Origin of the sequence: Pseudomonas sp. 21615526, assembly GCF_013386245.1 — a bacterium.
Taxonomy (GTDB): Bacteria; Pseudomonadota; Gammaproteobacteria; order Pseudomonadales; family Pseudomonadaceae; genus Aquipseudomonas.
The window spans coordinates 1-9,546 of record NZ_JACAOM010000109.1 but is presented as its reverse complement, the minus strand read 5'-3'; the positions used below and the strand labels follow the sequence as shown (position 1 = coordinate 9,546).

Below are 9,546 nucleotides of genomic sequence, written 5' to 3'. Positions count from 1 at the left end.
GGCCCTGCCCGGCACGAAAAACGCCAGCACCGCCGTGACCAGCGCCGCCCAGCCCAGCACCTTGAAGTGAATCATCAACCCCAGGTTGGAACGCACCTGGCATTCCCAGCGGCTGGCTTCGTCAGCGCAAATGCCCACCCAACGGCCATCCTCCATGAATCCGTAACGCGCGCCATAACTGGCGGCCAGCCAAAGCGGCAGGGCAATAAGCAACAGGATCAGCGGAAAACGGCGGGACATGGGGCACTCCGATAGGCGAAAACGGCGCCCAGCTTAATCCCCCGGTGGCCGTTGGCAAGTTTTGCAAACAGATAAGTGTTCATTAAGGCGTGCCAAAGTGTATCGTCTCGCTACTATTACCCCGATTCCGACGTTTTTTCCGACTTTTAGTGCCGAAGGCTGGCACTTCGGCAGCAACGCGGTGGTCATAGCCTGCGAACTCCACTTCAGCACGTTTTCCTCTTAGGGATTTAGTCATGCTCCGTTCCTTGCGCTGTGCGGCCCTGTTGGGCAGCCTTTTTCTGAGTGCGTCAGCACTGGCGGTCGATATCGACCAGGCCAGCTATGGCTACCCTTTGACCAACCCGTTTGAAGCGACCATCGCCACCACCCCGCCGAACCTGCGGCCGGAACTGCCATCGGACGATCAAATCAATCAGTCCGACTACACCCTGACGATGCGTCCCGAGCGCGAGTTCAGCCTGCCTGACAACTTCTGGGCGGTGAAGAAACTCACCTACCGCATCGCCAAGCAGGACCGTGCCGCACCGCTGATCTTCCTGATCGCCGGCACCGGCGCACGCTTTGACAGCACCATCAACGAATACCTGAAAAAGCTCTACTACAAGGCCGGTTACCACGTCGTCCAGCTGTCGTCCCCCACCAGCTTCGACTTCATCGCCGCCGCCTCGCGCTTCGCCACTCCCGGCATCAGCCAGGAAGACGCCGAAGACATGTACCGCGTGATGCAGGCCGTACGCGCGCAAAACCCGACGCTGCCCGTGACCGACTTCTACCTCACCGGCTACAGCCTCGGCGCCCTCGACGCAGCCTTTGTCAGCAAGCTGGATGAAACCCGTCGCAGCTTCAATTTCAAGAAAGTCCTGCTGCTGAACCCGCCGGTCAACCTCTATACCTCGATCACCAACCTCGACAAGCTGGTGCAGACCGAGGTCAAGGGCATCAACAACAGCACCACCTTCTATGAGCTGGTGTTGAACAAACTGACCCGCTACTTCCAGCAAAAGGGCTACATCGACCTCAACGATGCCCTGCTCTACGACTTCCAGAACTCCAAGGAACACCTGACCAACGAACAGATGGCGATGCTGATCGGCACTTCATTCCGCTTCTCGGCGGCCGACATTGCCTTCACCTCGGACCTGATCAACCGTCGCGGCCTGATCATCCCGCCCAAGTACCCGATCAGCGAAGGCACCAGCCTCACGCCGTTCCTCAAGCGTGCGCTGCAGTGCGACTTCGACTGCTACCTCACCGAACAGGTGATCCCGATGTGGCGCGCCCGTTCCGACGGCGGCAGCCTGCTGCAACTGGTTGACCAGGTCAGCCTGTATGCCCTCAAGGACTACCTGCACGACAGCCCGAAAATCGCCGTCATGCACAACGCCGACGACGTGATCCTGGGCCCTGGCGACCTTGGCTTCCTGCGTAAAACCTTCGGCGATCGCTTGACCGTCTACCCCCTGGGCGGCCATTGCGGCAACCTCAACTACCGCGTCAACGCCGACGCCATGCTGGAGTTCTTCCGTGGCTAAATATCTTCTGCTGCTCGCCGCCCTGATGTGCGCGGGCGTGGCCAATGCCGACAACAGCAAGGCCCACACGCCGACCGTAGTGGACTCCGACGGCTTCAAGGAGCCCCTGAGCCACCTCAAGTTCAACCCTGGCCTGGACCAGCGTGAGTTCGAGCGCTCGTCGGTCAACGCGCTGAATGTCTACGACCCGCTGGAGTCGTGGAACCGCCGGGTCTACCACTTCAACTACCGCTTCGACCAGTGGGTGTTCCTGCCGGTGGTGGACGGTTACCGCTATGTCACCCCAAGCTTCCTGCGTACCGGCGTCAGCAACTTCTTCAACAACCTCGGGGATGTACCCAACCTGCTGAACAGCCTGCTGCAGCTCAAGGGCCATCGTTCCCTGGAAACCACCGGGCGCCTGCTGCTCAACACCACCATCGGCATCGCCGGCCTGTGGGACCCGGCCACCGCCATGGGCCTGCCGCGCCAGAGCGAAGACTTCGGCCAGACCCTGGGCTTCTACGGTGTACCGGGCGGCGCCTACCTGGTGCTGCCGCTGTTTGGTCCGTCGAACCTGCGGGATACCACCGGCCTGCTGGTGGACTACGGCGCCGAGACCGAGATCAACTTCCTGAACGTGTCCAAGGTCAGCGAAAACCACCCGGAAATCTGGGCCCTGCGCGCCGTCGACAAGCGCTACCAGACCAGCTTCCGCTACGGCCAGATGAACTCGCCGTTCGAGTATGAAAAGGTGCGCTACGTGTACACCGAGGCGCGCAAGTTGCAGATCGCCGAGTAATGCCCAGTGTAGGCGCTGGCTTGCCAGCGCCTACATCCCCCGCCGACACCACTTACGCCACGTAAACCGCAGTTGCAGCACGGCCGCCCTGGCCATTTCCCGATCCTGCTCCGCCAATCCCGAAGGCTGTTCAAGCGCTTCAAGCATCGCAACGCTGGCCGCATCCATCAGCAACTCATTCGCCACGCTCGGTCCACCCTCCTCCAACACCGACTCCAATGCCCGCAAATAGCGATCGCGCTCAATCGCCAACGCACCCCGGCTGTCCGCCAGGCAGGCGCGCAACTCCAGCAACTCATCCCCCAGGTCCAGCCCCAGCAATCCGTTATCCCAGTGGACACGGCGATCGGCAGGCAAGGTTTCGCTGTAGCGCGACAGGCGAATCAGCCGGTCCGCCATGCGCCCGCCAAACCAGCTTTCAGCCTGCTCCAGGGGGCGGGAAGTCAATTGCGCCAGGTCGAACAGCGACGCCTTGAACATCCGCCGATAGTGATGCTCGCCGGGATTGAGTTGGATCAGCCGAAACACCACCACGGCAATCCCGACACCCACCAACGTCGCGATGGCCTTGTTGAGGAACGCGGCGAAGTCATAGGTCATCACATTGCTGGGCCCGACGTTGTTGACGAAAAAGATGCAGAACGCCGAGGCCGTGGCCGCCAGCTTGAGGCGGCTCATGCACAATGAGGCGAAAAACAGCGGCACTCCCAACGCCAGGCATAACAAGGGAAAGCCATCGAAGCCGGGCAACAGCACGAAGCACACAAAACCGGCCACCGGGATCGAAAGCGCTATGCCCTTGAGGAAGTTAAGGCTGGAAGCCGACGGGTTTTCCCGCGCTGCAAACAGGCTCAACACCACGCCACAAATCGATACCGCGCCCAAACCCGAAGGCCATGCCGTAAAGATCCAGAACGCCGCGACCGCCAGAAACGCCAACGCACTGCGCAGCCCACCTAGCACCCCCTGCTCGATATCCCGGTGCCAGGACATCGCCCCCGGTGCGCCGGGCGGCACCCTGCCCTGCTCGACCGCCGACAGCGTCAATGCACCCAGCTCAATCAAGCGCAACACCTGCGCCAGTTGCACCAGGCAAAAGTGCGCCTCCTGGCCAAGCTGCGGATCCTGCAACGCCAGGCCAAGCCGTTGTGACAACTCGGGCAGTTCATCAAGACGCTCCTGCTGCAACGCCGAAGCCACCGCTTCAATCAGTGGCCCGACCGCCGCCGTTTCATCGAGCATCATCCGCTGGCGCGCCACGCCCCGCGCCGCCCGCAGCAGGCTAAGCAGATCACGGCTGAGCACCCGCAAGGCCTGGGAGCGGCGCCGGCCCTTGGGCCCTTCAAACCAGGCATGGTCGCGCTGGCTGTCCACCGCCACCAGGCGGCTCAATGCTTCGAGCAAGCCTTTTCGCTGGTCGGTACCCAACAGCTCCGAAGCGGCAGCCCGCACCCCGGCCTGCCAGGCGGCGCGCGCCTGAACCGCCAGCACCTGCTCGACCCGGCGCGGCCACAGAATCGTACTGGCGATGGAGGCACAAAGAATCCCCAGGCTGATCTCCTGGCAGCGTGCCACCGCCTCATCGAACACTCCCAGCGGTGCCGCCGTAGCGGGTAGCGCAATAATCGCCGTGGTGTACCCCGCCAGCACAAACCCATAGGACGCATGATTGCGCAGCAAGGATGCCCCCGTGGTGCAGAACGCCAGCCACAGCGCCATGCACAGCAGGAACAGCAGCGGCGCCTGGCCAAACACGCCGATCATCGCAATGGAAACCATGGCCCCGACAAACGTACCCACCAGCCGATAGGCGCCTTTGGCCAGGACCATGCCGCTGGTGGACTGGCCCACGATAAATACGGTGGTCAGGGCCCATTGCGGTTGCTGCAAGTCAAAACAGAAGGCCAGGTACAACGCGACCCCGCCGGCGATCATGTTGCGCAAGGCAAACAGCAGATCGCTACGGGACGGGGTCAACGTCGCCTGCCAGAAATCAGGGAGCTGGAAGGTGGAGGATTTCATTAAACCCACATATAGATAGCAAGCTAATGATTAGCATCGTATCTATATTTGTGGCGAATGCCAATCTCAGGCTATTTGACCAGGCGCTTTTCCTTGGATGGCCTGTAGCCAAAGTAGGCGCTGTAGCACTTGCTGAAATGGCTCGGCGAGACAAACCCGCAGGCCACCAGCACGTCCACCTGGGACAGCTCGGTGTGTTGCAGCAGCCGACGGGCCTCGGTGATGCGCAGTTCCAGGTAATAACGCTGGGGCGTGGTGCCAAGCTGCTCCTTGAACAAACGCTCCAACTGGCGTCGGGAACGGCCCGCATAAACGGCCAGTTGCTCAAGCTCCAGAGGCTCTTCGAGGTTGGCGTCCATCAGGTTGACCACCTCGCGCAGGGGCGCGCTCAAGCACACGTTTTCCGTGGGTTTCACCCGCCGGTAGCGCGACTCCTCAAACGCCAGGATGTCCTCGATCCCCTCCACAAGCGCTTTGCCGTACAGCCCCTTGATCCAGTCCAGCGCCATATGAAACGCACCGGAAGGGCTCGATGCCGTCAGCCGGTCGCGATCAATCACATAGGGTTCGCTGCTGACCTGCGTCGCCTTGCAGAAATCAGCGAGGGCCGGGCGATGTTCCGGGTGCACGGCGCAGCGGTAGCCGCCCAGCAATCCCGCACGCCCCAGGAACCACGCACCATTCCACAAACCGGCCAGGCTCACACCCTGCTCCGAGGCGCTTTTCAGCAGGTGGATAAACTCCTCCGCAGCCTTCAGTTCAGTGCGATAGCCACCGCATATCACCAACAGGTCCAACTCTTTAAGCACCGAAGACTCAAGCCGCGCATCGGGCCGGATCACCAGCCCCAGGTCACTGATCACCTCGCCTTCCCGCAAGCCGAAGGTCGAGGTAGAAAAAGAAGCGGGCCGCAGCAGGTTGGCGGTGATCAGCGTATCCAGCGCCTGGGTAAACGCCGGCAGCGAAAAATGTTCGAGCAACACAAATCCCGCACGCACCGTCTGGCGGGCCTCGCCGGGATTTTCATTCAGATAACGGAGGTTCTTGCCTTTCATGCCTCCGCTGAATTGCCGTCGCTCGATCAAATGCCTATGCCCTCACACGCTTCCAGAGGTTACCCACCACGCTGACCACCGCCAACATCACGGCCCCGGCAATGATCCCCGCCACTGCATTGAGCAACGTCGGCATCAACCACGCCAGGCCGCCAGTACTCTGGCTCACGGTCTCGATCCAGTGATGCACCACCGGCACACCATGGGTCAGGATGCCACCGCCGACCATGAACATCGCCGCCGTACCGATCACCGACAGGCTTTTCATCATGTACGGCGCCGCCCGCAAGATCGCCCCGCCGATGCTGCGCGCCGCCTGGCCGGGCTTCTGGGTGAGCCACAGGCCCAGGTCATCGAGTTTGACGATACCGGCCACCAGGCCGTAGACGCCGATGGTCATGACGATGGCGATACCCGACAACACGATCACTTGCTGCACCAGTGGTGCATCGGCCACGGTACCGAGGGTGATGGCGATGATTTCGGCGGAGAGGATGAAGTCGGTACGGATCGCGCCCTTGATCTTGTCCTTCTCGAAGGCCACCAGGTCCGTGGCCGGATCCGCCACGGCTTCCACCAGGTGCGCCTGCTCTTCGGTGCGTTTGTGGAAGAAGCTATGGGCGAGTTTTTCGAAACCTTCAAAACACAGGTAAGCGCCGCCCAGCATCAACAACGGCGTGACCGCCCACGGCGCAAACGCGCTGATCAGCAACGCAGCCGGCACCAAAATCAGCTTGTTGACGAACGAGCCCTTGGCCACCGCCCACACCACCGGAATTTCCCGCTCGGCGCGCACCCCGGAGACTTGCTGGGCATTCAGCGCCAGGTCGTCCCCCAGCACGCCGGCGGTTTTCTTCGCAGCCATCTTGGTCATCAACGCCACATCGTCGAGCACCGCAGCGATGTCGTCGATCAATACCAGCAAACTGCTTCCTGCCATGGCTCAGGCTTCCCGTGATTCAAAGTGCGCCGAGAATAACGCGGCGCACACCGGGTTAGCGAGCCGTTCAGTGCTGAGGGGTTTGCCAACCACCGCCCAGGCTCTGGATCAGCGCCACACTGCCCTGGCTGAGCTGGCCCTGGGTGTCGCGAAGATTCTGCTCGGCTTGCAGCAACACCAGTTGCTGGGTCAGCACGGCCTCCTGGCTCACGGTGCCGGCGCGCAACTGTGCTTCCTGGCTGCCGAACAGTTGCTGATTACGCTGGTACACCTGCTGGAACGCATCGGCCTGGGTTTGCAGGTGGTTGATTGCCGACAGGTTGTCTTCAACGTTCTGCAAGGCGCTGAGCACGGTGCCCTTGTAGGTCGCGGCGATCTGGTCATAGCTGGCCTCGGCCTGCTTGACCGCCGCTTCGCGGGCGCCGCCGTCAAACAGGGTTTCCGCCAGCGCCGGGCCCAACGTCCAGATGCGATTGGGCAGGGAGAACAACCCGCCCAACGCACTGCCGCGGTAACCGGCCTCGGCAGTCAGATCCAGCGTAGGGAAGAACGCAGCTTCGGCCACGCCGATTTTCGCGTTGGCCGCCGCTGCCGAGCGCTCCGCCGCCACCACATCGGGACGCCGTTGCAGCAGGGTCGACGGCAAGGTCAGCGGTGGCCGCGGGACCACGAAGCTGTAGTCATTGCGCACCGCCACGCTGAATTCACTCGGCGCCACGCCCACCAGCACGGCCAGCGCGTGTTCGTATTGCTCGCGGTCGCGCAGGGAGGTCTGCAAGTCGGCAATCGAGGTGGTCAACTGGTTCTGGGCCACCAGCAACTGGTCGTTGGTGGCGACGCCCTGGGTGAACTGCACCTGGATCATGTCCAGCAGTTGCTGGTTGATCTTCTGTTGTTGCTGCAACAGGCGCACGTCGATGTCCATCTGCCGCAGGGCGAGGTAGTTACTCGCCACGCTGGAACTGATGGACAGCCGCACCCCGGCCAGCAACGCATCCGATTGCTGGGCCGTCGCCTGGCTGGACTCTATCCCGCGCCGCACCAGGCCCCACAGGTCGGGTTCCCAGCTGGCGGTCAAGGTGGCGCTGACACTGTTCTGCACGCCGCCCGTCGTGGTGCCGGTGGTGGACGTGCCGCTACCACTGCCTGCCGTTCCCCGCGAACCCGACAACCCTACGCCAACGGTGGGCCACAACCCTGCCCGGCTGGACGCCACCTGCGCCTGGGCCAGACGATAAGCCGCCTCCGCCGCGATGATCGACTGGTTGGCCTTGGCCGAGCGCGCCACCAAATCGTTCAGTACCGGGTCCTGATAGGCCAGCCACCACTGGCTGTCCATGGCCCCCTGGGGGTTGGCCGCCGCACGCTGCCACTGCGCGCCTTCCTTGAATGACTGCGGCAGCTCCATGGCGGGCTTCTGGTAATCGGGCCCGACCATGCAGCCGCCGAGCAGCAGGCTGATGCAAAGCACGCTGTATTTCACGTTCATAACCTTGCTTCCTTACGCCGACCCAGGCGCTGTGACGCCCGGTCGAGCCACAGGTAGATCACCGGGGTGGTGTACAGCGTCAGCACCTGGCTGAACAGCAGGCCACCAATAATCGAAATCCCCAACGGCCGGCGCAACTCAGAGCCATAACCGGTGCCGAGCACCAGCGGCAGCGCGCCAAGGATCGCCGCCAGGGTCGTCATCATGATCGGCCGGAAACGGATCAGGCACGCCCGACGAATCGCTTCCTTGGCCGTTAGGCCGAACTCCCGCCGCTCGGTGATCGCGAAGTCGATCATCATGATCGCGTTTTTCTTCACGATACCAATCAACAGAATCACCCCCACCAGCGCAATGATCGACAGCTCGGTGCCGGTCAGCAGCAAGGCGATCAACGCACCGACGCCGGCCGAGGGCAGGGTCGAAAGAATGGTCAGCGGGTGCGTCAGGTTTTCGTAGAGGATGCCCAGCACGATATACACGCACAGCAACGCAGCGACGATCAGCAGTGGCTCACTGGCCACCGACGACTGGAACACCTGGGCCGTACCGGCAAACTGGCCGACCACACTGGCGGGCATGCGCAGTTGCTTCACCGCATCGTCCACCATCGCCGTGGCCTGGCCGATGGACGTGCCGGGCGCCAGGTTGAACGAGACTGTCACCGCCGGGAACGTGCCCTGGTGACTGATGGAAATTGCGGTGCGCGCCACCGTGTTATCCGCCAGTGCCGAGAGTGGCACCAGGGTCTGCCCGGTGGTCAGGTTGGGCGCCGCCGTGGTGCCCTTGGTGGTCGTGGCCTGGGTGCCCGTCGGCACATAAATGCCCTTGAGCGCGGAAGGGTCGGTCCAGTATTCCGGCGCGATTTCCATCACCACGTGGTACTGGTTGGCCGCGCGATACAGAGTCGCGACCTGGCGCTGGCCAAAGGCGTCGTACAGCGTCTGGTCGACCGCCGAGACACTCACCCCGAGGCGCGCCGCCGTATCCCGGTTGATTTGCACATTGGCCAGCAAGCTGTTGTCTTGCTGGTCGGTATTGAGGTCGGTGAGTTGCGGCAATTTGCGCAGCACCGCCACCACCTTGGGCACCCATTCGTCCAGCGACTCCTGGTCATCGGCGGTCAGGGTGTATTGGTATTGCGCGCCACTTTGCCGGCCACCCACGGTGATGTCCTGGGCCGACTGCAAATACAGCTTGGTGCCCGGCAAGTCGCCAAGGCTGCGGCGGATCTGGCCGATGATTTCGGTGGCGTTGTCCTTGCGCTCGCCCAGGGGCTTGAGCAATACAAACATCTGCGCGCTGTTGACCGCCCCGCCGCCCCCTCCGCCACCGCCGACAAACCCGGCGACGGTTTCGATGTTCGGGTTTTTCATCACCTTGCGGTTGATCTCGGTGAAGTCCTTCTGCATCGCCCCATAGGAAATGCTCTGGTTCGCCAGGATGCTGCCCTGCAAGCGCCCGGTGTCTTCCTGGGGGAAAAA

Annotated in this window: 8 protein-coding genes; 2 read left to right on the top strand and 6 right to left on the bottom strand. The window is 62.5% G+C overall.

The window, feature by feature from the left end; genetic code table 11:
- Positions 1 to 240, bottom strand: a 240-nt coding sequence (locus HX786_RS26340; protein WP_178912809.1) for a hypothetical protein, incomplete at its 3' end; no start/stop codon positions are given.
- Positions 241 to 476: 236 nt separating this feature from the next.
- On the opposite strand from HX786_RS26340, the gene HX786_RS26335 reads away from it, so the two are divergent.
- Together HX786_RS26335 and HX786_RS26330 are read left to right on the top strand one after the other, a co-directional pair.
- Positions 477 to 1,775, top strand: a complete 1,299-nt coding sequence (locus tag HX786_RS26335; protein WP_003210581.1) for a hypothetical protein — start codon at positions 477 to 479, stop codon at positions 1,773 to 1,775.
- A complete protein-coding gene (locus HX786_RS26330) occupies positions 1,768 to 2,556 on the top strand; it encodes a VacJ family lipoprotein (protein WP_003210582.1) in 789 nt (262 codons plus the stop codon). Before HX786_RS26335 ends, HX786_RS26330 begins: the two co-directional genes overlap by 8 nt.
- A 30-nt stretch (positions 2,557 to 2,586) precedes the next feature.
- Here the strand turns inward: HX786_RS26330 and HX786_RS26325 are convergent, their stop codons facing one another.
- From HX786_RS26325 to HX786_RS26305, 5 genes are all read right to left on the bottom strand, one after another.
- Positions 2,587 to 4,578 carry an FUSC family protein gene (locus HX786_RS26325; protein WP_178912808.1) on the bottom strand — a complete coding sequence of 664 codons (1,992 nt, stop codon included), beginning with the start codon at positions 4,576 to 4,578 and terminating at the stop codon, positions 2,587 to 2,589.
- Between the two features lie 71 nt (positions 4,579 to 4,649).
- On the bottom strand, positions 4,650 to 5,633 hold the full coding sequence (locus HX786_RS26320) for a GlxA family transcriptional regulator (protein ID WP_134327091.1): 984 nt from the start codon (positions 5,631 to 5,633) through the stop codon (positions 4,650 to 4,652).
- Between the two features lie 34 nt (positions 5,634 to 5,667).
- Positions 5,668 to 6,573, bottom strand: coding sequence for a DUF808 domain-containing protein (locus HX786_RS26315; RefSeq protein ID WP_178912807.1), 906 nt, complete (start codon positions 6,571 to 6,573; stop codon positions 5,668 to 5,670).
- 67 nt (positions 6,574 to 6,640) lie between these two features.
- A complete protein-coding gene (locus HX786_RS26310) occupies positions 6,641 to 8,062 on the bottom strand; it encodes an efflux transporter outer membrane subunit (RefSeq protein ID WP_178912806.1) in 1,422 nt (473 codons plus the stop codon).
- Positions 8,059 to 9,546 (bottom strand): efflux RND transporter permease subunit (locus HX786_RS26305; protein ID WP_178912805.1); only part of this gene is annotated, 1,488 nt, incomplete at its 5' end. The genes HX786_RS26305 and HX786_RS26310, both read right to left, overlap by 4 nt.